This window comes from Bacillus sp. B28, from assembly GCF_029536185.1.
GTDB lineage: Bacteria > Bacillota > Bacilli > Bacillales > Bacillaceae > Bacillus > Bacillus halotolerans.
In genome coordinates, this window is record NZ_CP120511.1 from 1422149 (window position 1) to 1445013 (window position 22865).

Genomic DNA, 22865 nt, shown 5'->3' on the forward strand with positions numbered 1-22865 from the left:
TGGATTAGTAATTTTCAAAATAATGGATGTCTCTAGCGTGTATGGCTGGGATTCAGCTGTCAGTCAAGTTATAATAGAAGGTGGGAAAGGAGCAGTGTGATGAAACTGAATGAAAAAATATTTGCGTTTTTTTCTGAGCATGTAGAACAAATGGCCGAGGAATGGATTGACACAATGGAGGAAAGTGATCCGAATTCGATTTATGCCTTACATAATGCAACTGTAACCGAGGAGCTGAAAGAGCAGGACAGAGAGTTCTACCGGCATCTGAATTACATGTATGTTTTACCGGAAAAACAATTTCTCGATGAATTTCAACAATGGGTTATTGAGCTGACGAATGATCAAAAACATCTCGATACCCCGGTGCAATACGTCATCCGTGAGTTTATGAGAAACCGAAGATTATATACGAAGTATTATGAGAAGTTCGCAGAAGAAAACGAGTCGGCATTTGGACCGGGAGAGAAACAAAAATGGGCCGATTTGATTGTGAAAGTTTTTGATTTTACCATTTATACATTCGTCGATCACGCTGAATCGAATGCAAAACAGCAATTAAATGCCCAGAGAGAAATGATACTGGAATTAAGCTCGCCTGTCATTACTCTGAGCAAAACGACAGCTCTGCTGCCGCTTGTCGGTGATATTGATACTGAACGGGCAAAGTTTATTCTTGAGAACACGCTTAATGCATGTGCGAAAAGACGCGTTGAGCATCTGTTGATCGATCTTTCAGGTGTCGTCGTTGTTGATACAATGGTGGCGCATCAAATCTTTAAATTGATTGAGGCGCTTACTTTAATCGGTGTCAGATCCACATTGTCTGGAATCAGACCAGAAATTGCGCAAACCGCTGTACAGCTTGGAATTGATTTTACGAACATTAATATTAAAACCAATCTTGCCCAAGCATTGAACTATCATCAATAATAAAAAAGCCGCTATTCAACGGGACTGGCCCCTGTCTCAAAAACAGGGGTCAGACCCAAACATAGCGGCTTTTTTTACGAGGTAAAACATAAAGACACAAGAAAAGATCCTGCGAATAGCAAGAGAACGAGGAAAAAGAACAGCCAGTCGCGCGGGCTGACGGTAAGCGACCGGTAATACGTCCGGTTTCGGCTGCCTGTAAATCCTTTTGATTCCATCGCAAGAGCTGTTCGTTCCGCTTTTCTGATCGCGCTTGCTAATAGCGGGATGGTATAGCGCTTTAACGCGCTTATGTTTTCTTTTAAGCCATTTTCCGCCGCTCCGCTTCGGATTTTATGTGCTTGCTGGATCAGCTGGACCTCCTCTTTTAACAGAGGGAGAAAACGAAATCCGGCAATGACACCGTATGCGAGCTTCGGGGACAGCTTGCACTGCTGTACGAGACTCAGCATAAATAAAATCGGATCGGTTGTAAAAACAAACATCATCGATAAGGCGGAAAAGCACAAAATCCGAAACCCGAGTGAGATGCCGACAGCCACATTTTCACTGTTGATCGAAAAAGGGCCGGCTTGGAACAGAAAATTATCTGCGGTCGTCGGAATCTTGCCGAAAACAGCGGCTGTCCATACGCAGCCGAATGCTAAAATCAAAAACGGAATCGTGAACAAAAGCCATTTTTTCAGCGGTATTCTGGCCGCCAACAGGACACCCGCAACAATCATGATATAAAAACACGCCGGGGTGTAAGGATTGTAAATAAACGACAGCATGACGACACAGCAAAAAACCGCCGCTGCTTTTACTGCCGGGTTAATGAGATGTAACGGCTGCTTCATCACGCACCTCCTGCTGGTATGTCATCCATTCATATCGAAGGGGGAGGGTGAGCTTTGCTTTTTGGACGAGCTCGGCTTCCCTAGAAAATAATTGTTCCGGTGTTCCGTCAAAGGCCAAATGTGTGCCGTGAAGCACAAGCACGCTGTCAGCATATGAAGAAGATACAAGCTCCATATCGTGTGTGATCATGAGGACAGCGGTGCCTTCTGTCTGGATATGCTGAATCATCTCCATGCATTCAGCCGCTGTTTTGGCGTCTTGGCCAAAGGTCGGTTCGTCTAAAAGCAAAACCTTTACATCGTGCATCAGCATGGTGGCGACACTCAGCCGCCGTTTTTGCCCTTGGCTGATCGCAAACGGATGGTGGTCCGCCAAATGTGCAATGCCGAAACGCTGCAGCAGATTCTGCGCTTTTTTCTCGGTTTCGGCATTTGCCGTATGGCCGAACAGCAGCTCATCATATACTGTGTCAGTCACAAACTGGTGCTCTGGATTTTGGAAAACCAATCCCATTTGTTTGCGAAGCTCTTTTTCTTTGTAAGACTCCAGCGGCTTATCATGCAGAAGAATCTTACCACTTTTCGGTTTGAGCAAACGGGCGAGAACAGACAACAGCGTAGATTTTCCTGTGCCGTTTGGTCCGACAAGTGCCGTCAAAGAGCCTGCACGCAATGAAAAACTGATGTCTTTGAAAATGGTCTGCTGTCCTCTTGAAAACGATAAGTTCTGGACCTGCACTGCGTGTTCAGCAGAAAGAACCGCCGCTTCTTCAGCAGGCCCAGCCGGGAAGGGTTCCTTGAACAGCGTTTCTTTTGACAATGTAAATGGTATGCTCACATTTTCTTGTAAGCCGCAAATTTTTGGCACAGCGATTCCCATTGTTCTTAACATGTTTGAGTGATGCTGAAACATATCCTTAGTCGGCCCGTCTAAGGCTTTCTTGCCTGCTCCATCCAGTACGATTGTTCTTTCAACCCAAGGCGCCCACTCATCAAGCTGGTGTTCGATCACGAGAAGGCCGAAGCCTTTTTCCTGCTGAAGCTCTTTGATCATTTGAACGAATTCCCGTGCTGAATAAGGGTCTAAAAGGGAAGTCGGTTCATCCAGAATAATGAGCTCAGGCTCCATTGCCAAAATACAGGCGAGCGCGACTTTTTGCTTCAGTCCCCCTGACAGAGTAGAAATCGTTTTTTCCTTTACATGAGTGATATGTAATTTTTCCAGAACGTCATCAATTTTCTTCACCATTTCTTCTTGGGGGACTTGAAGATTTTCCAATCCAAAGGCGATTTCATCCTCTACTGTCAGCATACAAAACTGCTGATCAGGATCCTGAAAGACGACTCCGACATGCTGAGCGATTGTTTCAGAGGTTTCAGCGTCAGTGATCGGTTTTTGAAATAAGAATACATGCCCAGACAGCATCCCGTCGCAAGCTTCAGGGTAAAGCCCGTTTAAACAGAGGGCAAGCGAGCTTTTTCCGCACCCGCTCGGCCCTAACAATAAAGCGCATTCTCCTTTTTGGAGCTCAAACGTTATATCCTGAAAAATCGGTTTCTCGTTTTCTTCATATGAAAAGTTAAGCCGATCAACCGAAAGCAACTTGTTATAGGCTTGCATGATTTGATACCCGTTTCCGTTTCTTTTTCAGTTCCTTTCCGAGTGCCATTCCGTTTAAGACACCCGTATATGCGAGAGAATCGCTGACAGCTTTTCCGAGAAGGCCGGCCAGGACCGCACCTGAAACGAGACGGATCACAAGCATAATGAGCAGATAGCCCGGTGAGTACGCCGCATAACCGGAAACAAAGAAATCATAAATAAAGCTGGCCACCGAAGACCCCATACCCGCCAGAAGCAGCACAGGAAGGGAATATGCTTTCCAGCGTGTCGCAAGAAATACAGCTTCTGCTCCGAGACCTTGAACAATGCCGATCACGATAACCATCGGGCCTGAAGGATTTCCCAGCAAACATTCAACGAGAGCTGCGATGATTTCTGAAACAAGGGCCGCGCCCGGTTTACGAATGATGTACGCGGCAATCACCGACACGATAAACCAAATGCCGTAAATCGGTTCATAAGCGATGGGCCCGAACATCCCTGCAAGTACGTTTCCGAAATGGGTGAATACTAAATAAACAATGCCAAAAACAATACTGATAACAGACATGATGACAATTTCTTTTACTTTCCAGCTTTTCATTTTATCCCTGCTTTCTGTTTTCTTGATGGACTGTTTGCCGAGAAGTTCACGGTCATGGTGACATGGGCTGTTTGCTGATTTGCCATGCGGAAAGCGGCTTCCAGTGTCCGGAACACGTCGTGTGCATCTCCGTCTACCTCACTTGCGTAATGAACACCCTGTACAAAGGTGCCGTCAGCCTTAGCGATTTCAACAGCTTTCATGATGATGTCCATATAGTTCGGCTCATTCATCGGATAAAGTGCAAATTGGCATGGAGCCTCTACATTCAGGTCGTGAACAGATTCTTCATTGACTCGCTTTTCATCTGCTGTCAGATATGTATCTCCTTGTGTATCGCCGGGGCAGCCGATGGAAAACGTCCCGTTCATGACAATGTGCTTTTCGCTATTTGCTGCATACAGGTAGATGGCTTTGGCGGCGTCGAATACATGAGCGATCGATCCGCGCAAAACTGTGCTGATATGATCGGTTTTTGTCCAAACCTTTGACGTATCCGTTTTTTTCAGCGCAGACTTGATCACACTGATAAAATCATCTGTCATCGGGTATAAAGAGAACCGAAATCCGGCGATTTTGCTTGTGCCGCATAAGTTGTCCATTTCTCTGACCTCCTGTTTTTTTGGTAAAATAAAAAACTGCATATCCTTAGGGAATATGCAGTCATAGATCGAGTAAGCGCACGAAAAAATACACCTTTCGGTCAACCTGCACTTCCCCACGCTGGTATTATCCAGATCGGGTCATAAGGGATCAAAGCGCGGTTTTTCGCGCTTTATCTCAGCCATAACAGCACCCCTAGTGCTTTCCGTATACAATTTTTTATTTTGACATCATAATAGATGATAAGAATCATTTTGTAAACAATGAAATCATTTTTTTCATATAGGAACATGAGAGGATGATCGGAATTGGAAAAAGGGCACATATTAATTGTGGAAGATGAAGAAAAAATCGCGAGGGTCCTTCAGCTTGAATTGGAATATGAAGGATACAGCGTCACCATCAAACATAATGGCTCTGAAGGACTTAACGCGGCCACAGAAGGTTCGTATTCCCTATTGCTGCTCGATGTCATGCTGCCAGGGTTGAGCGGGCTTGAAGTGCTGCGCCGGCTGAGGAAAACGGATCAAGAGACACCGGTTATTTTGTTAACAGCCCGCGACAGCGTTCCAGATAAGGTAACGGGGCTTGACATCGGTGCGAATGACTATGTCACCAAGCCGTTTGAAATTGAAGAATTGCTTGCCAGAATCAGAGCGGCGCTCCGCCAAACCGGAAGCAAAACAGAGGATATCGGCACATTTTTGACATATGACGATTTGCAGGTGAACGAGAAAACACGTGAAGTCAGACGGGGAGACAAAGAGGTTGAATTAACGCCCCGGGAATTTGATTTGCTCGTCTATATGCTGAAGCATCCGCAGCAAGTGCTGACGAGAGAGCAAATTCTCAGCTCTGTATGGGGGTTTGATTACATCGGTGATACAAATGTCGTCGACGTGTACATAAGATATATCAGAAAAAAATTGGACTATCCTTACGAAAAACAGCTGATTCATACCGTACGCGGGGTCGGCTATACCATTAAGGGGTAAATGATGAAGCTGAAGACAAAGATTCATCTTTATACATCCATTTGGCTGTTGATTTTATTAGTGTTGGTTCATACTGCGGTCTATCTCATTTTTTCATCGGCACTCACCTCAAAGGATGCGGCCCGTCTTGCCGATGAAACGGACAATATCGCTGAAGCTCTTCACACCGCCGAAACACAAGGAGTGGCTTTGCAGGATATGCTGCAGGCCTATCTTCCGGCAAATGGAATGGTGCGGATAGTGAGTGCGGATCGGAAAGCCGTGATGACCATCACAAAGGAAAAAGCATATAAAGACTTCCCTCTTTCTTTTCACAGCGGGGAAACGACAGACGTGACAAAGCATGAAGGCAAACTGTTTGCAGCAGCAGCTGTCCCGGTCATTTGGACAGACGGACAAGTCGTATCTCTTCAGCTCGTGGAAAGGCTGGAGCATACAGAAGAGAGTCTTTTTCTGCTAAGAATCATCTTAATTGCGGCCAGCGCTGCGGTCTGTATCGCTTCCTTCTTTGCCGGCAGCTTACTCGCCCGCCATATCATCAATCCAATCAGACAATTGGTGACAACGATGAAAGACATACAGAGAGAAAAAGCATTCAAAACAATTTCTCTGGAAGGACAGTCGCATGACGAACTGTATCAAATGGGGCTGACCTTTAATGAGATGGCGAGCATGCTGAAAGAGCACTACGACAAACAGCAGCAATTCGTCCAAGACGCTTCACACGAGCTGAAAACCCCGCTTACCATTATTGAAAGCTACAGCAATCTGATGAAACGCTGGGGGGCAAAAAAGCCTGAAGTGCTTGAGGAATCCATTGAAGCTATTCATTCAGAAGCGGTCCATATGAAAAAACTGACCAATCAGCTGCTTACGCTGGCCAAGACCCATAAAGAACTGGAGCTTGATCTGAAAACGGTTGACCTGATCGAAGTGTCGCGCTCCGTCATACAAACACTCCAGCCGGTTTATAAACGCGACATCTTTCTCGAGACGGACAAGGAGAATTTGCTTGTAACGGCAGATGAAGAACGCATAAAGCAGCTGCTGACGATTTTGCTTGATAATGCCATAAAGTATAGTGACAAGGCCATTGTGATTTCCGCCGGAACCAATAACAGACGTCCGTTTTTGTCTGTAAGGGATGAAGGAATCGGCATACCTGAAGAGCATATCCCGCGCCTGTTTGAACGTTTTTACCGGGCGGATGAGGCGCGTAACCGCAAAACAGGCGGAACGGGTTTAGGTCTATCCATTGCCAAACATATTGCCGACGAGCATGGTATTGACCTGTCTGTAAAAAGCAAACCGGGACAGGGAACAAATGTCACGATGCAATTTAGAGAACAGAATGGGGGAGCGCTATGACAAAACGAATGAAAACAGGAGCTGCTGCTGCGGCCGTTTTAGCCATTGTTATCTGCGCCGTTCTTATCATTCAGCAAACCCATGAGGACGTGCTGTCAAAGGAGGCAGTCATAAAAAAAGTAGAAACCTCCTATGAAGGCGACATCACAAAAGTGACGCAATCCAATGATAAAAAAACGTATGATATGACTCTGGAAAATCCAAAAGGAATTTATTTTCTAAAAGCTGATGCTAAATCGGGCGACATATTGTCAATGAACAGAGTGAAAAAGACGAACACATCTGACATGACAGAAAAAGAAGCTGAGCAGCTCGCTCTGGTGCGGGTGCCGGGCACTGTTAAAAAACACACGCGAAAACACGGAGTTGCGTCGTATACCATTCAAAAAAATAATGGGGAAACATACGAAGTGAAGGTAGATATGAAGACAAAAGCGGTGGTGTCCGCTGATAAAATCAGCAGCAAAGACAAACAAAAGACAACAATTTCCGAAAAAGAGGCAAAAGCCATTGCGGAGCGTGAGGCTGGAGGAAAAGCGGATGACGCCGATTTGGAAGAAAGCGAGGGCACTCTCCTGTTTGAAGTAGATGTTGATCTCCCGAATGACAAGGAAGCTACGGTGAAAATAAACGCCTATACCGGCAAAGTTTCTAATATTATCTATGAAGACTAATGGTTTTCTCATCAAATTCTCATCTTTCTCTCGTTTTCCTTTCATGTTGAGTGTGTAAACTGAACTCATAACGAACAAGGGAGGAATCACACATGCTGAAGAAAAGATGGATGATTGGCTTATTAGCAGGGTGTTTAGCGGCCGGAGGATTCAGCTACAACGCGTTTGCGAAAGAAAATAATGAACAAACACAGTCTGTTTCTGAAACTGGCGGACTTACTGAACAAGAAGCGGAGTCCATTGCCAAAACAGTTGTTGACGGAGCAGTGGATGACATCGACAGAGACATCTATAATGGCAAAGAAGCTTATGAAGTTGAAATCGAAAAAGACGGTGAAGACTATGATGTTTATGTGGATATCAAGACCAAACAAGCGCTCAATGACCCGTTAAAAGAGAAAAAAGAACAAGTTGTTTTGACAAAAGAAGAAGCAGAACAGATTGCTCTAAAGAAAACAGCTGGAACCGTCACAGAAAGCAAGCTGGATGAAGACGACGGTGCTTATATCTACGAAATTGAGGTCCAAACGAAACAAGGGACTGAAGCAGAATTTGACATCTCTGCAAAGGACGGACGTATTATGAAACAGGAATTAGACGACTAACCCCGCACCCGCGGGGTTTTTTTCATGATAACGAGCCGCTTTTTGGACAATCTAATAAGAAAAGGAGGCGAAGTGCTTGGAAAAGAAAGAAGAACAATACATCAATCAGGCTGAGTATGTTCCACATCCGACGAAGGAAGGGGAATACGCCTTATTTCTTCATGAAACCTATCATTTGCTTTCAGAAGATGATGAGACGCAAACAACAGAATAAGGGCTAAGGCCCTTATTTTATTTCATCTGATGAGATGTAAACGCATAAATAACTTTTTTAAGTTGACATTGCTTGTTTTTTTCTGTAATCTCAGTGTGTCAATCCAATTACGAACTTCGTTAGGTGAGGCTCCTGTATGGAGATACGCTGCTGCCCAAAAATGTCCAAAGACGCCAATGGGTCAACAGAAATCATCGACATAAGGTGATTTTTAATGCAGCTGGATGATTGCTCCTATGCCATACAGTGCTAAAGCTCTACGATTGAAGGCGCCCGCACGCTTTTTTTGCCGTGCTTCTTTCACCTTCAATCCAGAAGGCTTTTTTTATGCCTTGAAAACGAAATGTTGAACAAAAAGGAGGTGCGGAGTATGGATTCTCCCCATTCGAGTCAATCTGAAGAAGTACCCATATACTATGACAGCAAGACAATTGATTACACGATGAGGAGACGATCTGCCGCACCTTCTGGCGAGGCCGGCACGTCTCCGTAGAGGAGGTACGAGTCCCGATGGTTCAAAACATGACCTATGACGAACTCATTTTACGCATCATTATCTTATTGCGAGACGGAAAAATCAGGGATTTCAGAAGTGTTATTGATGAGCTTCAGCCCTATGATATGGCGTTTATTTTTAAAGAAATGCCTGAAAAACACCGCGCCCGCTATTTATCTTATTTAACTGTTGACGATATTACTGATATGATCGGCGAACTGGAACGGGAATTTCAGCTAGCCGTCTTAAATAAAGTCGGAAAAACAAAAGCAACACTCGCCATGAACAAAATGGACAACGATGACCTCGCTCAATTGCTTGAGGAAATGGATGAAGAACTGAAGGAACAGCTCTTATCCAGCATGGAAGCCTCAGAGTCAAAAGCCGTTCAGCTCCTTATGAATTACCCGGCTGATTCAGCGGGGCGCATGATGACCAACCGTTATGTGTGGATTCCTCAGCATTACACGGTAAAAGACGCGGTCGTCAAACTAAAAAGTTTCGCGGAAATCGCAGAGTCTATCAACTACTTATATGTCATAAATGACAGTAAGCAGCTTGTCGGCGTTCTGTCATATCGCGATTTGATTCTCGGGGAACCCGAAGAAAAGGTACAAGACTTGATGTTTACCCGTGTCATTGCAGCAGACGCGCTTCAAGATCAGGAAGAAGTGGCGCGGCTGATTGAACGTTACGATTTCTTAGCGATTCCGATCGTGGAAGAAAACAATGTGCTTGTCGGGATCGTGACGGTCGATGATATCATCGACGTCGTTATTCGGGAAGCCGATGAGGACTACGAAAAATTCGCCGCATCAGGTAAAGCCATTACCTTCGATACAAAAGCATATGTTGCAGCATACCGCCGCCTTCCATGGCTGATCCTGCTTTTGTTCATCGGGCTGATTTCAGGCAGCATCATGAGCTATTTTGAAGATACGCTGAAACAGGTCGTGGCGCTGGCATTCTTTATGCCGATGGTGTCAGGGATGACAGGGAATACAGGAACACAGTCTCTCGCGGTGGTCATCAGAGGTTTATCTAAAGAAGAAATGAATAAAACAACGATTGTGAAACTGATTTTTCGGGAGCTCAGAACGAGTATTTATATCGGTGCCGTCTGTTCTGTCTTAATTACGGTGATCGCCATCATATGGCAGGGGAATGTGCTTTTAGGATTTGTTGTCGGCTCTTCACTGCTGCTGACCTTAATTATCGGCACGATGTCCGGAACAATCATCCCCATTATTCTGCATAGACTGAATGTAGACCCGGCCATTGCGTCAGGCCCGCTCATTACGACGTTAAATGATATTTTGTCATTATTAATTTACTTTGGTATTGCCACTGCATTCATTCACTCATTATAAACGATAAAAGTCCGTCTCAGATTGCGAGGCGGACTTTTATCGTTTAACGGTTTTTGTACCTAAAGTGAGCATTAAGCTGCCCCTCCAGCATTTTTTTTCTGACTTGCGGATCGTTTTTTACCATTTGTTCTTTTTTGCGCATATCTTTTAAAATTTCAGCTGTCTGCACGCCGTCTTCGCGTTTGTTGGCGATATCCATCAGCCGCTCGACGTCGGCAAAAGAATATTTTCTCGTTCCCCTTGAAGAACGCTGCGGATAAATCAGCTTACGCTCCTCATAATACCTGATCTGTCTTACGGACAATCCTGTCAATTCACTGACAATCCCGATTGAAATCACTTTTTTGTCTTTATAAGAATGATCTTCTGTGGTCATTTTTCCACCCCTGGATGTCTTTTGATAATAGTATATAAAAAACATAGAGAAAAAACCTGACGCTTGTTATATTTTCTAACATGAAATAGCAGATTTTTGAAAAAATACGGCAGAAAAATTAACAAGAATGATGCGTAACCTATAAGCGCGTTTTATCCTTTATGTAACGATTAAATGAGGAGGAAGGATAATCATGGAGGAAGAAAAAGCGGTCTCACTGGCAAAGGAAATAATCGAGTTGGATATGAAACGGGATGAAATGCTTGAAACGTTTATGCAGCTTGCCGGAGAACATGCTTTTCAGCTTTTAAGATCAGTTCAAAACGGACTTTACCGAAAATCCTCGTAAACATAAATTTTTTACATTAGATTCACACCACATTCATTTAAAAAGAGTATCTTATTTAGAGGATACCTTAAAATGAAGGAGGACGCTATGAGTAATTTATTGAAAACAGCATTAGAAAAAGAACGAAGCCATTATTCAGAAAAACTCTTTCAAATCGGAGTTTATAATAAAGAAGTAATGAACAAAATGACACTTTCTGAACTGCGGAAGGAATACGCATATTTCTTTCGCAGCATCCCATATCACAAAAAAAATCCTTATACAAAATAATGGGTATAAGGATTTTTTTGTTTCCTGAAAAGGAATTTCTCGAATTATAGCGAATAAAAATAATAAGGGCATTAAACTCTTATTATATGTAAGGGTTTTCATTATTTTTTTATAAAAATTCTATATACGGGGTAGATATGATGAGATTATCGTTTAACGAAGAAGAAGTTGAGCGTGCGATGAATTTGTACAGAGTTTTTGCAAGGGCTTTCAAAAGTGTGTCTGAACACAGCATCCGTGACAGCAAAGAGCACGGCTTTAATCCCACAGAATTTGCCGTACTGGAACTTTTGTATACAAGAGGCCCGCAAAAATTACAGCAAATTGGGTCGCGGCTTCTGCTTGTAAGCGGAAACGTCACATATGTCATTGACAAGTTAGAAAGAAACGGGTTTTTAGTCAGGGAGCAGGACCCGAAAGATAAACGCTCCGTTTACGCGCATCTCACGGATAAAGGGAATGAGTATTTGGATAAAATTTATCCAATTCATGCGCTCCGTATAGCGAGAGCGTTTTCAGGCCTTTCGTCTGATGAGCAGGACCAGCTGATCCTCCTGCTGAAGAAAGCAGGTATTCACAGCCAGCATTTACTGTTTCGTTAGTTATTCCACACTCTCTTTTCAGGAGGGTGTTTTTTTATGTTCACATTCATCTAATATCCTTTTTAAAACCTCCCCAATCTCCCGGTCGCACATTTGGCCAAGATACTCCCTGACCTGCTTCTCTGCTGCTGCCCGTTCATTCGATTGAAAAAATGCGGAAATACGCTCTTCTGCCCGCTTCATATCCCAGTTTCTTATATCTGTGACAAGCTGCCGTTCTTTTAACAGGTTCAAATTCATTTCCTCCTGGCCCGGCAGCGCATGATAGATAAATACCGGAAGCCTTTTCTTTAAGCATTCACTGATGGTTACGCCTCCTGGCTTTGTCATGACGCCTGAGGCTTGTGCGTACAGACGGTTCATTTCTGCTTTGCTGTGAAGGTATGGGATCGCCTCGATAAAAGGATGTTGTAAACTTTTGACATAGCGGTAGAGCTTTTCGTTTCTGCCGCATAATATTTTGTATAAGATGTTTCCGCCTGGCGACAGCCCCTGGACCAGCTTGAAAATACCTCCGACTCCCATACTGCCGCCTGTGATCATGACGGTATAAGGCGGACGATGCTGACAGGTGTCTGCGGTTCCTGCTTCATAAGCCCGGTGAACGGGAATGCCGGTTAAAAATATTTTTTCCTGGTTGATTCCTTCGGTCATGAGCTGCTTCTTGATATCCATGATCGGGACAAAGTGGTAGTCAATGTTTTTCCGCCCCCATACCTGATTTACAAAAAAATCCGTATATACATTTACAATGGTCATGTTTGGATATTCCGGTTTCAGCCGGTTTAGCAGGTAAGAAGGCAGGGCGTGTGTGCAGAAGGCGATATCAGGCTGTTTTTCTTTGAGAATCTGTCTCATGCTTTGCATAAACAGCCATTCATACATGGCATAGCGTTTGACATTTTTACACTCTCCGCAAGCGAGAAGCTTGTATATTCCGCTGTACGTTTTCGGGAAATATTGAATCCATTTTAAATAAGCTGAGGAGGACAGTTGTTCTAAGCGTTTATACGTATGTGAAAAGATATCGATTTTTTCTGAATGCAGCCCTTTAGATTCCAGATCAGCCTTCAGGGTATCAGCGACATGATGATGCCCGGTGGAAATGCTTAAAAAAGGAAAAATGAGAATGTTTGTCATGTCTGTCCTCCTTAAAAATATGGCAACTATATTTTGGGGAGAATCATCACAAAATATAAGGGTGTTTTTTTGATGATAAGGAAGGTGAAGAGATGAAAACCTGTTTCCTTTCCATTTGGAGAGTGATTGACCCGATTTATTTCTTTTTTTCGAGGCTGACTTTGATTGAAGATGAGCGAAAATGCGTCTTTCGAGTCAGACTGACGAAATACAAAGGGCATCATGTCGTGCTGAGTGACGGAACGCATATAAGAAAAAACGATGTGCTCGTTAAAATCCATCTGCACAACATCAAGCTGATCAGGGAGCTGCAAAGCATTGAAAGCGCGGTCAGAAAAGGAATCATTATTTATCAAAAAGTATATCAATCAATGCCGATGCTGCTGGAGTATATCAACAATCATAAAAAAAGCGAAAAAATCAAAGGGATCATTGGCATTACAATGCTTGATAAAGGGGTAGAAAGGCTCGGCTTTGACGTGGTAACCCCGGTCAATCCTTTTTACAGATCCTTTAAAAAGATCACCCATATGCCGATTTTATATTTAACGTCAAAGCCAGTGAGCTTGCGAAATCTGCCGAATTCATCCTATTTGTTTATCTCGAAAGAAAAGCTTCAGCACACCTATCAAAAAAAAGACTGATGCCATGGTCAGCACAGTCTTTTTAAATTTGATGGAAAGTCACTTCGGGGCGGCTTCCTACACGGATATTAACGCCAGTTTGTCCTAAACCTTCACTAATATAAAACGGTTTATCGTGATGATAATGAAGGCCTTTAATCATATTCATGCGTACAAGCTTGCCCATTTTCACCAAATGATACGGCTTTGGCCAGTGGATTTGCCCTCCGTGAAAATGGCCTGATAACAGGTAGTCAAAATGAATATCCTGCATCTCTAAAATAATGTTTGGATCATGTGTCAGTACAAGGTGATAGCCATTCTGAAGATCTTTATAAGAATTTGTGATTTTACTGCGATTCGTACTGTAATCGTCAATTCCGATAATATTAACAGGCCCTGCATCAGTATTGATGTGAACATGTTCATTTTGCAGCGTAATGCAGCCGTTTTCCTCCAGCACTCGCTTTAATCTTTGAAAGTCCTTTTCTTTTAATACATAATCATGATTGCCAAACACCGCGTACATGCCGTAAGCAGGCTTCAGTTGTTGTAGTGCCTGCAAGTAGCCGGCAAGCTTTGGAATATTTCGTTTCCGGTCAAGAAAATCTCCGGTCAGCGCAATGAGGTCTACAGGTTGATTATTTGTTAAACGATACAGCTCATCAGGCGATACAGAAATGTTTTCTAAATGAAGATCCGATAAATGAAGGATATTCAGTTTTTTTCTTGCTGGAAGGCCGTCTTGCTGATCAATTGAAATCGTGTTGACCTTCACATCTTTTGTGTTGCGGTTTGCTTTATATATAAATGGCATAACAGCAAGTATGACCAATAAAAGTAAGATGAACACATGTATCCCCTCCCTTCTACCAGTATAGTAAGTGATCCAGCCTTATGGATAGCGGGAATTAATGGGTTGAAGACCAGTTTGAAAAATGCAGAAAGGATTGTCATTTGATGAATGTTTTAGAAGGGAAAAGGGATAATAAATTTTGACAGGTGAGGCAGATCATGCCCGATAGAAGTCAGAATAACAGATGGATGTGTTAGGGATGTTACGATTAAGACAACACAAAAAAGAAACATATTATCTTTTGATGGCTTTATTTCTCCTTTTGCTGTATGTCTCCCCGCTTTTTATTTTGAAGGAAGACGCCCATATTCGCGTACACGATAATTTGGATTCCAATATCGCTTGGTACAAGGTACTGGCCGACAGCGGAGAAATCATCGGCAAAGTTGATGCGGCCATTCCGCAAATCATTAACGGACTGCCACGGGATGCGTTCGGCACTGAGTGGAGCGGAATTGTTTGGCTGCACGCGTTGTTTTCTTCTATGACCGCCTATGCGGTAAGCCAGACCATTACGAGAGTTGTCGCTTTCTTCGGAATGTATGTGCTGCTGAAGAAACATGTGATTCCGGAGCAGAAAGCGGCATTGATCCGAATTGGCGTATCGCTCGCATTTGCCTTAACGCCTTTTTGGCCTTCTGGAATGCTGAGCACGCTTGGATACCCTTTGGCGCTGTGGGCTTTTTTGAATATCCGAAAAGGGGATATCTCATGGAGAGAATGGCTGACGCTCGGTTTGCTGCCGTTGTATTCAAGCTTTGTATTAGGCTTCTTCTTTTTCTTGGCTGGGATGGCATGCTTCTGGCTGTATGATGTCATCACAAAAAGAAAATGGAATTTTATTTTCTTAGGCAGCATCGCTTTTATGACAAGTATTTATCTGTTTGTCGAGTACCGGCTTGTCTATTCGATGTTGATTTCACACGCGCCGATGCACCGGATTGAATTTATTTCATCAAGGCATGATGTTTGGCACTCTCTGCGTTTGTCCGTCAAAAACTTTGTCTACGGACATAACCATGTCATGACAGTTCATACCGTTGTGATTCTTCCAATCTTATTACTCGTCTTTTTTGCTGTGCTGTTCAAACGAAATCGGACAAGGGAAGAAAACGTTTATCTTTTTCTCTGCGTGCTGAATTATGCGCTGTCACTGTGGTATGCGTTTTGGTTCAACAAAATATGGGCTGTTCCAAAGCAGAAATTTGCATTTTTAGCTGAATTTAATTTTGCCCGTTTTCATTTTTTGCGCCCGCTGGTGATCTACATGAGTTTTGCGCTCGCTTTGTACCTCATCTGGCGGATGGGGAAAAAGTGGCGATGGCTTGTATATGCGGCAGTTACTGCGCAGCTGATGGTCCTGGCGCCTTTTAATGAGGAGTATACGTATGGCGTTCACTACAACGCGCCGACGTTTCGTGAATTTTACGCGTCTGACCAATTTAAAGAGATTAAGGAGTATATTGGGCGCCCGCAAGATTCGTACAGGGTGGCGAGTATCGGTCTGCATCCGTCTATTGCTCAATACAACGGTTTTTACACCTTAGATACATATAACAACCTGTACCCGCTCTCATATAAATATGAATTTAGAAAAATCATTGAAAAAGAGCTGGAAAAAAACGCCCAATTGAAACGATACTTTGATGAATGGGGGAGCCGCTGCTATCTGTTCGTCGATGAGCTTGGCAAACGATATGACTTTAAAAAGAATTCGAAGAAAACAATCAATCATCTTGAATTAAATACAGATGTGTTTCAACAAATGGGCGGACAATATATTTTTTCTTCGGTTCCCATCATGAACGCTGACCAAAACCACCTGGCGCTCGTGAAAACATTTGACCATAAAGATTCCGCCTGGCGCATTTATTTATACGAAACAAAATAAGGAGGATATCGATTGAAACAGCCACAGCCAGTGTTAACCATCGTCGTTCCGTGTTTCAATGAAGAGGAAGTATTTAAAGAGACAAGCCGTCAGCTGACGGAGGTTGTAAACAGCTTAATGGAAGAAAAAATGATATCCGAAGACAGTAAAATTTTATTTGTTGATGACGGCAGCAAAGACCGCACCTGGTCTTTGATTGCCATGGAAAGTGTGAAAAACAAGAAGGTAACCGGATTAAAATTAGCCTGCAATGTCGGACATCAAAAAGCGCTTTTAGCAGGTCTGCATAAAGCAAAGCAAAAATCAGACTGCGTGATTTCGATTGATGCCGACCTGCAGGATGATATCTCTGTTATCAAGGATTTTATGCTGAAATATCACGATGGTTTTGAAATCGTGTACGGCGTGCGCCGCAGCCGGAAAACCGATACCTTTTTTAAGCGCACGACCGCTATAGGGTTTTACCGGCTCATGAATAAGCTTGGGATTAAGTTAATTTACAATCATGCCGATTTTCGCTTAATGAATAAACGGGCGCTTGAAGAACTCGCGCGCTATCCGGAAGCCAATTTGTTTTTAAGGGGCATCGTTCCTATGATCGGCTTCAGGTCAGCCGAAGTCTTGTATGACCGCAAAGAACGTTTTGCCGGAAAAACGAAATATCCGCTGAAAAAAATGCTTTCATTCGCATTTAACGGAATCACATCCTTCAGTGTGGCCCCGATTCGCTTTTTTACGCTTTTGGGTTTTCTATTATTTTTGGTAAGCGCCATGGCGGGGATTGGCGCAGTCATTCAAAAAATGCTCGGCCACACAAATGCGGGCTGGGCGTCTCTCATCATCTCTATTTGGTTTCTGGGCGGATTGCAGCTCATGGGAATCGGGATTATCGGCGAATATATCGGAACGATTTTCTCTGAAGTGAAAAGACGGCCGAAATATGCCGTGGATATCGATTTGTATAATGAACCCTTGAGCCCGCTGCAGCGCCAGGAAAGTGAGCGTTTGGAGAAAAAATACAGTTGAAACAACACAAAGAGCTGACCGGATAAGTCAGCTCTTTTTCTTCAGCTGATTCAAAATAGCGGCAAGAGGTTCATCCTGCGGATTGCGGTAAAAATCATAAAACGGGCATCCGTGTTTCTTGACCCGGTCAACGACGGTATTGATTGTATACATCGCCGGTGTCAAAGATGGCTGCACCTCGTGCCAATACAGCGGCGCTGCTACGGTGCCAAGCTCGTTTCCCCTGGTGGAATAGGGGCAGATAATCGTTTTTCCTTCAGCATGCTGCAAATAATCGAGATACAATTTTCCATGCCTGTTTTTGATCAGGCGTTCGGTTGTAAATAGGTCTGGAAATGCATTGGTACAATATTCGGCAATCAGCTGTGTAAATTGGCGTGTGTCCTCGTACGTAAATGCTTCTGGTGACAAGGGAATGTAAAGCTGAATCCCCTTGTTGCCGGAAAGCTTCGGATACGATGTGATGCCGAAGGATTCAAAGAGCCGTTTGAGTTCATTTGCTGCCTGAACAGCCATCAGAAAGTCATCTCGGGACGGGGGATCTAAATCAATGACAATCTCTGCCGGCCTTCTGCTTGTAATCGTTTGAAAAGGAACATGAAACTCCAAAGCGAGCTGATTGGCAAGCCACAATAAGGTGGACAGGTCCTTACAGACAACATGTTCATGGCTACCGTCAAAAAAGGATTGGACAAAGTCCGGTGTATAATCCGGCTTATTTTTTTGGAAAAAGGATTCGCCCCTTGATCCGTGCGGATAGCGAATAACTGTGACAGCACGGTCTTTGAGAAACGGGAACAGGTAGTCGCTGATTTCAATCATATACTGGATGAAATCTTCTTTTGTTTTTTTATGCTTTTCAAATATGATTTTATCCAGGCTTGTAAACTGCAGTTTTGGATGTACCGGCTTTGAGCGGCGCACAAGCTGTGCAAAGGTGCAGTCGGTCCAGTCCATTTGAAATTGAAATGTGACAAACGAAACCTCTCGTAGCGTGCCTTGTAAAATCGTTAAGTACTGGACAGTAGCGCAGATAGAAGGTTCGAGCGTATATTCACCTGATGCTGTTTTATGTCCGTGCTGTTCCATAATCGATCGTATTGCATTTTTTTCTTCCTCGCTCATCCCATGTGATACAGAGGCGACAGGCGTCATTACACCGTTTTTTAACACAGAAACCGTCAGAAATCCATTGTGAGGATTAAATCCAGTGATACAAACATCGGCATGTTTAAAGTTTTTATATTTCAGCCAATCAGATGACCGTTTTTTTTCGAGCCATTTGCTGTTGATTTTTTTCGCTACAATTCCTTCTCCGTCATACTTTATTACCTTCTCCCAAATCGGATCGAGGTGCTGGTAGGAGGGGATATACTGAATGGTTTCCTTTGCATAAGGATTTGGCTCAGCCGGGAGCTTTGCAGCAGACATCAGCTCATGCAGCGATGTTTTTCGGTCAATATAGGAATAAGTCGATACATCTTGTCCGCTTCGTTCCAAAAGGTCAAATGCGAGAAAACAGCAAGGCCGAGAGTTTGCGGATTCCTGTATCTTCTCCGGCCTTTTCAAACGTCCCCGCACTTGCATATGTTCAAAATCTGAACGGAATGGATTCGCCAAAAACACGATTTCTCCGTCAAGTGTTAACGGAAGTTCCTTTTCAATATGCTGAAAAGCAGTTTCGGCAAAGTTAGCAATTTCAGGGAAGGTGCTGTTAAGCTTTAAGCCATTTCTGCTCGTTAATGTCACGCCTGACGGATGAATGCGGAGAATACAGCGAAACCCGTCATATTTTACTTCGTAACGCCATTCCGCTCCTTTTGGAGGTGACGCAGTAAGCACGGGCTGCATGGTAAACGCCATTGGTTATGATGTGCCGGAGACTTTTTTTCTAGTGGTTTTCTGCTTTTTTTCTCCGGCTCCTTTCGGTTCTCCGCCTTCGGCTGGTGCTGCCGCTGGTTTTTCCCGATTCGGCCTTTTGGTTCGATCGATGCTGGCTTGAAGTGCGCTGACCAGGTCGATCACATCCTCACGAGGAGGCGCTTTGTCAGGAGTGACGGCTGTTTCTTTATTTTCCAGCTTATCATTGACTCTTTGCAGCAAGGCTTTTCGATATGTGTCCTCATATTGTTCCGGCTGAAATTCAGTTGTTAGCTCATCTATCAGTGTAATGGCGGTCTGCAATTCTTTATCATTTACACTTGATTGATCAGGCACTCCGGGTACGTGGGCAGCACTACGGACCTCATCGGGATAATGAATGGATTCCATTACGATGCAATTTTCATATACGCGGAGAATGGCAAGCTGCTGTTTCGACCTGATCGTCATATTGGCGATCCCGATCTTTCCGGTGGACCGAAGCGCCTCGCGAAGAAGAGTATAGGCTTTCGTGCCGTTATCTCCGGGTCCGACAAAGTAGGAGCGGTTAAAATATATCGGGTCAATTTCCTGCAGCTGAACAAAATCGACAATTTCAACCGCTTTCTCTTCATGTTCCTGCTTTAAGCTTTTTAAATCTTCATCAGTCAGCACGACATATTTTCCTTTTACGTATTCATATCCCTTCACAATTTCGTCAGGACTGAGCGTTTTTTCGCAGTTGGTACACATTTTTTCATATTTAATTGGCGCATGATCTTCTTTATGAAGGCTTCGCAGTTTGATGTCTTTGTCTTCTGTGGCGGCATAAAGCTTGATGGGGATATTCACCAAACCGAAGCTGATGGATCCCTTCCACATTGTATGCATATCGATGAACCCCTTTTTTTCATTATTGTGGAGATGAGAGGGGTGATTCATGTGTAGTAACTTATGGGTATGAAAAACAGCCGGCGCTGTTAACGCGGCGGCTGGTTCAATATCAAGTGTTCAAGCTGTTCGGGCGGTATTGGCCTGCTGAAAAAGAAGCCCTGTAAATGGTCACAGCCTTTTTCGTCAAGCAGCTGTTTTTGGCCAGAGTTTTCCACGCCTTCTGCAATGACTTGTAAAGACAGCTGATGGCCCATGGCAATAATGGCGCCGGTAATTTGTTCTGATTTCGGGTGTGTCTGAATATCATCGATGAATGATTTATCGATTTTCAGCCTGTGGATCGGAAAGTCCTTTAAATAGCTTAGAGAACTATGCCCCGTGCCAAAATCGTCAATGCTGATCCTGATGCCTAATTTGGTTAAAGAAGATAGAACCTTTTTGGAGTGGTCAAGATTATCCATAGTCATGCTTTCTGTTACTTCAACTTCAAGAAGGCGAGGGGGAAGCATGTATTTAGAAAGTGTATTCTTGATGAGCGGAATCAGTTCCTCCGATTGAAACTGTCTGGCGGAAATATTAATGGCGACAGAAAGATCAAATCCTTTGTCGTGCCACACTTTTGCCTGCCTGCACGCCTCATCAATAATCCACTTTCCAATATCAATAATAAGGCCGGTTTCTTCGGCAACACCGATGAATTCTCCAGGCGGACGCAGATTGCCATCAGGAGTGACAAGGCGTATGAGCGCTTCAGCACCTGTCATTTTTTGATCTCTTGTACTGAATTGCGGCTGATAGTGCAAGACAAATCTTTTGTTATCAATCGCTTCCCTCAGCTCCATTTCTTGATTAAGCTTGACGGTTTCTTTATTGCCGATTGAGAAAGAGTAGTATCTGTATTTGCTTTTGTTTCGCTCTTTGGCCGCATACATTGCCATATCTGCTTTTTTCATCAATTCAGGGCCGTCTGTTCCGTCTTTAGGAGAAATCGCAATTCCGATGCTGACGGATGTAATAAGGGTGTGTTCCTGAATTTTAAATGGCTTTTTGAATTGCTGAATGATTTTTTTAGCCAAAGTATCGGCTTCCCCCGTTCCGGTATTGGCGTCAGTCAAAATAATAATGAATTCGTCACCCCCAAGCCGTGCGATAAATCCATTATCAGGTATAACGGATGAAAGCCGTTTAGCCGCGAGCTGGAGCAGCTGATCGCCGACATTATGGCCTAATGCGTCATTTATCACTTTAAACCGGTTCAAATCTAAGAAAAATACCACGGTGTTATAATCCAAGGCATGCTCGCGATTCAAGACCTTTGTTAAATGGGAGATCGCATGTCTTCTGTTGGGTAAATCTGTAAGTGAGTCGTAATGAGCCATTCTATGGATTTTTTTTTCGGCTCTGTACTGTTTTGTCACATCTTTACAGATGACATATATGCTGTCCAGTTCTTGGTTCACCTCAACAGGGATAAACGTAATATTTAAATGAAACTGGCCTTTGTCCGTCATGAGATTGGTATCACTGTTAATGGCTTGTTTTTCGCCTTTGACCTGCTTAAAAAGCGCATTGATTTTTGGCGACATATAATGATTCCAATTTTGATGGTGTAGGCCGAAATTATTCATCATATCCTCGCCGGCATGATTAGAAGAAATAATATCTCCTTTTAATGACAGGATAAAGATCGCATCAATATTATGAATGATTAAAGATTGAAACCGCTGTTCGTTATCCTTCATGCGTTCATTTTGTTTCATGAATTTTCGATCAGCATGAGAACTGAATAGTAATAACGTTTGTATACAGAAGACGATTAAGGCAATCAGAATAGACCAATCGAATGTATGGACTTCCATATGATGGTCGGGAGGTGCAACATCTTCATAAAATGTAGCGGCCATCATTCCTGTATAATGCATTCCCGATATGCCAATTCCCATTATTAAGGCACTGATTATTTTATAAATCAGCAAATGGTCTGCAGGTTTTTTCATGGACAAGTCAAAGAAAATCTTTAGTGAGACGAAAGATGCTCCAATGGCAATGACAATGGATAATGTAAAAAGCAGCGGTTCATACATCATCATTACCCGGGAAATGGAAGACATTCCGATATAATGCATAGATGAAATCGATGCACCCAGCACCACCGATCCTGTAAGCAGTCTGTAAAAGGTTAGGATATAACGGCTGACGATATATAAAGAAACAAATGATCCAGAAACAGCAGCTGCAATCGAGGCAACTAAAGGCGCCAGTTCATAATGCATCGGCATCTCCGTATGAACAGCCATCATGCCGATAAAATGCATGGACCAAATCCCAAAGCCCATAATGATAGAGCCTGCAATCAGCCACACCTTGCTTTTTAATCCTGTATGAATGGTGACTTTTCTTGAAAGTTCAAGGGAAGTGAACGATGCTGCACAAGCAATAAGAATAGATAAACATATAAGTGTTGTATTATACGTTGCGTGTAATTCCATATGGAGGTTCCCCCGTGTGTTCCAGTCTTGTTGACTCTCCTTAATATCGGCTGTCAGCTAAAGAATTTCAGTCTATATGCCTGGAGAAATTGTCAGAAAAACGTTTGAAATGAAGATTCTCTGTTTTTAGTTCTGCTGACCGTCAAAAATATGTTAAAATCATTTTGATGTTTTGAGTGAAAAAC

Annotated in this window: 24 protein-coding genes and 2 riboswitches; of the genes, 14 read left to right on the forward strand and 10 right to left on the reverse strand. The window is 43.4% G+C overall.

Annotated elements, in window-relative coordinates; translation table 11 throughout:
- Positions 1–99: 99 nt before the first annotated feature.
- A complete protein-coding gene (gene rsbRB, locus P3L57_RS07160; RefSeq protein WP_044156176.1) occupies positions 100–933 on the forward strand; it encodes an RsbT co-antagonist RsbRB in 834 nt (277 codons plus the stop codon).
- A gap of 74 nt (positions 934–1007) precedes the next feature.
- Here the strand turns inward: rsbRB and P3L57_RS07165 are convergent, their stop codons facing one another.
- From P3L57_RS07165 to P3L57_RS07180, 4 genes are read right to left on the reverse strand one after another with little or no spacing between them, the layout of a single operon-like run.
- Positions 1008–1772, reverse strand: coding sequence for an energy-coupling factor transporter transmembrane component T family protein (locus P3L57_RS07165; protein ID WP_059292915.1), 765 nt, complete (start codon positions 1770–1772; stop codon positions 1008–1010).
- Positions 1747–3393 (reverse strand): ABC transporter ATP-binding protein, encoded by a 1647-nt coding sequence (locus P3L57_RS07170; protein ID WP_277617516.1) that lies wholly within the window; start codon positions 3391–3393, stop codon positions 1747–1749. The genes P3L57_RS07165 and P3L57_RS07170 overlap by 26 nt, the downstream gene beginning before the upstream one ends.
- Positions 3380–3979, reverse strand: a complete 600-nt coding sequence (locus P3L57_RS07175; RefSeq protein WP_069486447.1) for an ECF transporter S component — start codon at positions 3977–3979, stop codon at positions 3380–3382. The genes P3L57_RS07170 and P3L57_RS07175 overlap by 14 nt, the downstream gene beginning before the upstream one ends.
- Positions 3976–4581 carry a YkoF family thiamine/hydroxymethylpyrimidine-binding protein gene (locus tag P3L57_RS07180; RefSeq protein WP_069486448.1) on the reverse strand — a complete coding sequence of 202 codons (606 nt, stop codon included), beginning with the start codon at positions 4579–4581 and terminating at the stop codon, positions 3976–3978. Before P3L57_RS07180 ends, P3L57_RS07175 begins: the two co-directional genes overlap by 4 nt.
- Positions 4582–4677: 96 nt before the next feature.
- A riboswitch (TPP riboswitch) is annotated at positions 4678–4789 on the reverse strand.
- A 101-nt stretch (positions 4790–4890) separates the two neighbouring features.
- Here P3L57_RS07180 and ykoG point away from each other — a divergent pair.
- The 7 genes from ykoG (at position 4891) to mgtE (ending at position 10304) form a co-directional block, all read left to right on the forward strand.
- Positions 4891–5577, forward strand: a complete 687-nt coding sequence (ykoG, locus tag P3L57_RS07185; protein WP_024121132.1) for a two-component system response regulator YkoG — start codon at positions 4891–4893, stop codon at positions 5575–5577.
- Positions 5578–5580: 3 nt separating this feature from the next.
- A complete protein-coding gene (locus tag P3L57_RS07190) occupies positions 5581–6945 on the forward strand; it encodes a sensor histidine kinase (protein ID WP_069486449.1) in 1365 nt (454 codons plus the stop codon).
- A complete protein-coding gene (locus tag P3L57_RS07195) occupies positions 6942–7619 on the forward strand; it encodes a PepSY domain-containing protein (protein ID WP_069486450.1) in 678 nt (225 codons plus the stop codon). Before P3L57_RS07190 ends, P3L57_RS07195 begins: the two co-directional genes overlap by 4 nt.
- Before the next feature lie 92 nt (positions 7620–7711).
- Positions 7712–8224: a PepSY domain-containing protein gene (locus P3L57_RS07200; protein WP_059352809.1), complete on the forward strand. Its 513-nt coding sequence runs from the start codon at positions 7712–7714 to the stop codon at positions 8222–8224.
- Positions 8225–8300: 76 nt separating this feature from the next.
- Positions 8301–8438: a transcriptional regulator SplA domain-containing protein gene (locus tag P3L57_RS07205; RefSeq protein ID WP_003218541.1), complete on the forward strand. Its 138-nt coding sequence runs from the start codon at positions 8301–8303 to the stop codon at positions 8436–8438.
- Between the two features lie 108 nt (positions 8439–8546).
- Positions 8547–8713: riboswitch (M-box (ykoK) riboswitch) on the forward strand.
- A gap of 95 nt (positions 8714–8808) precedes the next feature.
- Entirely contained in the window at positions 8809–8931 is a 123-nt protein-coding gene (locus P3L57_RS07210; protein ID WP_010330178.1) for a hypothetical protein, read from the forward strand.
- A gap of 17 nt (positions 8932–8948) precedes the next feature.
- Positions 8949–10304: a magnesium transporter gene (gene mgtE, locus P3L57_RS07215; protein ID WP_024121136.1), complete on the forward strand. Its 1356-nt coding sequence runs from the start codon at positions 8949–8951 to the stop codon at positions 10302–10304.
- 43 nt (positions 10305–10347) lie between these two features.
- Here the strand turns inward: mgtE and P3L57_RS07220 are convergent, their stop codons facing one another.
- Positions 10348–10680: a MerR family transcriptional regulator gene (locus tag P3L57_RS07220; protein WP_003239028.1), complete on the reverse strand. Its 333-nt coding sequence runs from the start codon at positions 10678–10680 to the stop codon at positions 10348–10350.
- 193 nt (positions 10681–10873) lie between these two features.
- Here P3L57_RS07220 and P3L57_RS07225 point away from each other — a divergent pair, with 193 nt between their 5' ends.
- From P3L57_RS07225 to P3L57_RS07235, 3 genes are all read left to right on the forward strand, one after another.
- On the forward strand, positions 10874–11029 hold the full coding sequence (locus P3L57_RS07225; RefSeq protein ID WP_010333974.1) for a hypothetical protein: 156 nt from the start codon (positions 10874–10876) through the stop codon (positions 11027–11029).
- A gap of 87 nt (positions 11030–11116) precedes the next feature.
- Entirely contained in the window at positions 11117–11299 is a 183-nt protein-coding gene (locus P3L57_RS07230) for a stress protein (protein ID WP_069486451.1), read from the forward strand.
- Between the two features lie 137 nt (positions 11300–11436).
- Positions 11437–11901 carry a MarR family winged helix-turn-helix transcriptional regulator gene (locus P3L57_RS07235; protein ID WP_081638289.1) on the forward strand — a complete coding sequence of 155 codons (465 nt, stop codon included), beginning with the start codon at positions 11437–11439 and terminating at the stop codon, positions 11899–11901.
- 18 nt (positions 11902–11919) lie between these two features.
- On the opposite strand, the gene P3L57_RS07240 is transcribed toward P3L57_RS07235, so the two are convergent.
- The gene (locus tag P3L57_RS07240; RefSeq protein ID WP_069486452.1) at positions 11920–13041 is read right to left on the reverse strand and encodes an MGDG synthase family glycosyltransferase; all 1122 of its coding nucleotides are present in this window, start codon (positions 13039–13041) and stop codon (positions 11920–11922) included.
- Positions 13042–13133: 92 nt separating this feature from the next.
- Between P3L57_RS07240 and P3L57_RS07245 the strand changes: the two genes are divergently transcribed.
- Positions 13134–13685, forward strand: coding sequence for a YkoP family protein (locus tag P3L57_RS07245; RefSeq protein WP_024121139.1), 552 nt, complete (start codon positions 13134–13136; stop codon positions 13683–13685).
- A gap of 22 nt (positions 13686–13707) precedes the next feature.
- On the opposite strand, the gene P3L57_RS07250 is transcribed toward P3L57_RS07245, so the two are convergent.
- On the reverse strand, positions 13708–14481 hold the full coding sequence (locus P3L57_RS07250) for a metallophosphoesterase (protein ID WP_237728934.1): 774 nt from the start codon (positions 14479–14481) through the stop codon (positions 13708–13710).
- A gap of 238 nt (positions 14482–14719) precedes the next feature.
- Here P3L57_RS07250 and P3L57_RS07255 point away from each other — a divergent pair, with 238 nt between their 5' ends.
- On the forward strand, positions 14720–16411 hold the full coding sequence (locus tag P3L57_RS07255; protein WP_024121141.1) for a DUF6044 family protein: 1692 nt from the start codon (positions 14720–14722) through the stop codon (positions 16409–16411).
- 12 nt (positions 16412–16423) lie between these two features.
- On the forward strand, positions 16424–17437 hold the full coding sequence (locus P3L57_RS07260) for a glycosyltransferase family 2 protein (protein WP_069486454.1): 1014 nt from the start codon (positions 16424–16426) through the stop codon (positions 17435–17437).
- Positions 17438–17464: 27 nt separating this feature from the next.
- Here the strand turns inward: P3L57_RS07260 and P3L57_RS07265 are convergent, their stop codons facing one another.
- The 3 genes from P3L57_RS07265 to P3L57_RS07275 all read right to left on the reverse strand — a co-directional run bounded on the left by P3L57_RS07265 (position 17465) and on the right by P3L57_RS07275 (position 22680).
- The gene (locus P3L57_RS07265) at positions 17465–19300 is read right to left on the reverse strand and encodes a DNA ligase D (protein WP_069486455.1); all 1836 of its coding nucleotides are present in this window, start codon (positions 19298–19300) and stop codon (positions 17465–17467) included.
- Between the two features lie 3 nt (positions 19301–19303).
- Positions 19304–20188 (reverse strand): non-homologous end joining protein Ku, encoded by an 885-nt coding sequence (gene ku / locus P3L57_RS07270; RefSeq protein WP_059292904.1) that lies wholly within the window; start codon positions 20186–20188, stop codon positions 19304–19306.
- An 89-nt stretch (positions 20189–20277) separates the two neighbouring features.
- The gene (locus tag P3L57_RS07275) at positions 20278–22680 is read right to left on the reverse strand and encodes a bifunctional diguanylate cyclase/phosphodiesterase (protein WP_069486456.1); all 2403 of its coding nucleotides are present in this window, start codon (positions 22678–22680) and stop codon (positions 20278–20280) included.
- Between the last annotated feature and the right edge of the window lie 185 nt (positions 22681–22865).

Excerpts from the sequence above, each read along its gene's own strand:
- rsbRB (WP_044156176.1), top strand. The coding sequence starts at position 100 with ATGAAACTGAATGAAAAAATATTTGCGTTTTTTTCTGAGCATGTAGAA.
- P3L57_RS07165 (WP_059292915.1), bottom strand. The coding sequence starts at position 1,772 with ATGAAGCAGCCGTTACATCTCATTAACCCGGCAGTAAAAGCAGCGGCG.
- P3L57_RS07170 (WP_277617516.1), bottom strand. The coding sequence starts at position 3,393 with ATGCAAGCCTATAACAAGTTGCTTTCGGTTGATCGGCTTAACTTTTCA.
- P3L57_RS07175 (WP_069486447.1), bottom strand. The coding sequence starts at position 3,979 with ATGAAAAGCTGGAAAGTAAAAGAAATTGTCATCATGTCTGTTATCAGT.
- P3L57_RS07180 (WP_069486448.1), bottom strand. The coding sequence starts at position 4,581 with ATGGACAACTTATGCGGCACAAGCAAAATCGCCGGATTTCGGTTCTCT.
- P3L57_RS07190 (WP_069486449.1), top strand. The coding sequence starts at position 5,581 with ATGAAGCTGAAGACAAAGATTCATCTTTATACATCCATTTGGCTGTTG.
- P3L57_RS07195 (WP_069486450.1), top strand. The coding sequence starts at position 6,942 with ATGACAAAACGAATGAAAACAGGAGCTGCTGCTGCGGCCGTTTTAGCC.
- P3L57_RS07200 (WP_059352809.1), top strand. The coding sequence starts at position 7,712 with ATGCTGAAGAAAAGATGGATGATTGGCTTATTAGCAGGGTGTTTAGCG.
- P3L57_RS07210 (WP_010330178.1), top strand. The coding sequence starts at position 8,809 with ATGGATTCTCCCCATTCGAGTCAATCTGAAGAAGTACCCATATACTAT.
- mgtE (WP_024121136.1), top strand. The coding sequence starts at position 8,949 with ATGGTTCAAAACATGACCTATGACGAACTCATTTTACGCATCATTATC.
- P3L57_RS07220 (WP_003239028.1), bottom strand. The coding sequence starts at position 10,680 with ATGACCACAGAAGATCATTCTTATAAAGACAAAAAAGTGATTTCAATC.
- P3L57_RS07225 (WP_010333974.1), top strand. The coding sequence starts at position 10,874 with ATGGAGGAAGAAAAAGCGGTCTCACTGGCAAAGGAAATAATCGAGTTG.
- P3L57_RS07230 (WP_069486451.1), top strand. The coding sequence starts at position 11,117 with ATGAGTAATTTATTGAAAACAGCATTAGAAAAAGAACGAAGCCATTAT.
- P3L57_RS07235 (WP_081638289.1), top strand. The coding sequence starts at position 11,437 with ATGATGAGATTATCGTTTAACGAAGAAGAAGTTGAGCGTGCGATGAAT.
- P3L57_RS07240 (WP_069486452.1), bottom strand. The coding sequence starts at position 13,041 with ATGACAAACATTCTCATTTTTCCTTTTTTAAGCATTTCCACCGGGCAT.
- P3L57_RS07245 (WP_024121139.1), top strand. The coding sequence starts at position 13,134 with ATGAAAACCTGTTTCCTTTCCATTTGGAGAGTGATTGACCCGATTTAT.
- P3L57_RS07250 (WP_237728934.1), bottom strand. The coding sequence starts at position 14,481 with ATGCCATTTATATATAAAGCAAACCGCAACACAAAAGATGTGAAGGTC.
- P3L57_RS07255 (WP_024121141.1), top strand. The coding sequence starts at position 14,720 with ATGTTACGATTAAGACAACACAAAAAAGAAACATATTATCTTTTGATG.
- P3L57_RS07265 (WP_069486455.1), bottom strand. The coding sequence starts at position 19,300 with ATGGCGTTTACCATGCAGCCCGTGCTTACTGCGTCACCTCCAAAAGGA.
- ku (WP_059292904.1), bottom strand. The coding sequence starts at position 20,188 with ATGCATACAATGTGGAAGGGATCCATCAGCTTCGGTTTGGTGAATATC.
- P3L57_RS07275 (WP_069486456.1), bottom strand. The coding sequence starts at position 22,680 with ATGGAATTACACGCAACGTATAATACAACACTTATATGTTTATCTATT.